Origin of the sequence: Pseudarthrobacter sp. (assembly GCF_036675385.1) — a bacterium.
Lineage (GTDB): Bacteria > Actinomycetota > Actinomycetes > Actinomycetales > Micrococcaceae > Arthrobacter.
Map to the genome: position 1 here is coordinate 1 of NZ_JAKFFD010000239.1, position 1,936 is coordinate 1,936.

Annotated in this window: 1 protein-coding gene; it reads left to right on the top strand. The window is 64.0% G+C overall.

Features of this window, described 5'->3' with window-relative positions:
• Window positions 1-13: 13 nt before the first annotated feature.
• Window positions 14-1,936, top strand: a 1,923-nt coding sequence (locus V6M49_RS19795; protein WP_332762877.1) for a retention module-containing protein, incomplete at its 3' end; no start/stop codon positions are given.

Consider the following 1,936-nt stretch of genomic DNA (forward strand, 5'->3'; position numbering starts at 1 on the left):
CCTGGACGAAAACGTGGTCCAGTCCGACCAGCGGCCCACGGCCCAGGACAGCGCGGTCACGACCCCGGCCACGGCAGACGCCGTCATCCAGGCGCTCGAACGCGGGACCGACCTGAACCAGTCACTCGAAGCCACGGCGGCTGGTCTGGCCCCCGGCGGCGGCGTGGACGGCGGCAGCACCTTTGTGCAGTTGCTGCGCATTGCCGAGGGCGTGACCCCGCAAGCCTACGAGTATGGCTTTGTCCCGCCCGAGCTGCAGCCTGATATCGAGTCGATTCCCGAGCCGGTACCCGCCACGGTCAGCGTTGGCGTCACCGTGGGTGTGCAGGTCGGTGTAGGCGAGGGCGGCCCGGGCCTGATCACTGGCGACATGATCCAGGGCACGGTCTCGACGGCCAATGTGCTGGAGGGCTCCGGCGGCGGCGGCAGGGCGGTCACCTTCCTGATTACCCTGAACCAGGTTTCCACGACCGATGTGACGATCACCTACACCATCGTGCCCGGCACGGCGAGCAATCCGGAAGACTATTTCGACGGTGCACCCACCGGCACGGTGACCATCCCGGCGGGCTTCATCGGCTTTTTCGTCACCGAGAACATTGTGGGCGACACGCTGGTCGAAGCCAATGAGACCTTCACCATTGTCCTGAGCAATCCGATCGGGGCCACCCTGATCAACGACACGGCCACCGTGACCATCATTGACGATGACGTGAGCATCGCGGCCCAAGGTGGGCAAGGCGATGAATCGGATGGATTGGTGACCCTTACGCGTGATTTGGTGGCTGATTTTGGCCCTGGCGATACCGGTACGATTTCGCTGTCGGCGACGGGTGCGACCTGGAATGCAGGCAGCAACACGTTGACGGCTGACAACGGCACCTGGCAGGTAGTGGTCAATTCGGGCGGGACGTACACCTTCACGCAGTTGGCGGCATTCACCCATTCCGACCCTACCAATCCGGATGACCCGTTTGGTATCCAGATTACGGCCACGGCCACGGATAACATGGTGCCGGCGAACAGCAATACAACGACTTTCACCATCACGGTGGATGATGATGGGCCGACGGCCTTCTCGAACACCGACAGCGTGACCGAAGGCGGCGTGGTTCTTGGCAACGTGCTGACGGACGGCACGGACGACGTGTTCGGTGCCGACGGCGCGACGGCCGGCGGCGGGGTTGTGGGGGTGAAAGCGGGCAGCGACACCAGCACCCCGGCCAGCGGCGGGCTGGGCGGTGCCGGCATTGCCGGCAGCTACGGCACGCTGACGCTGAACGCGGACGGCAGCTACAGCTACGACGGCAGCCCGAACGTGGTGCCGCCGGAGGGCGCGACCGACACCTTTGTGTACACCATCAAGGATGGTGACGGCGATCTGTCGACCACGACGCTGACGATCACTCTGACCGACAGCGGTCTGCTGGCACCTGATGACAATGATGTTCTGGTCAACGAGAACGCGCTGGACACGACAGTCACGGGTGCGGACCTGGCGGCGGGCACGGTGACGGGCAGTCTGCCGGGCAGCGCGGCCGAGACCGATGCGACCAACCAGCTCAATGCGACGGGCGGGTTTGGGACGCTGACCTACGCGCTGGACAGCAGTGCCACGGGCACGTACGGCACGATCCAGATCAACAGCGACGGCAGCTATGTCTACACGCTGACCCAGCCGTTCGACACCAGCCCGGACAACGACAACAGCACCAACACCGAAGTAAACAAGGACTTCTTCACCTACAGGGTGACGGATGCCAACGGCAACACCACGACCGGCACCATCACGGTGAACATCATTGACGATGTGCCGGCGATCAACGTGGCCAAGGGCGCCGAGACGGGTGTGCTGCTGACCACGCAGGATGCGCAGACCATCGGCGTGCTGAACGACACGGATGTATCCACGGCGAACTTCAGTGGTGTGTTCACC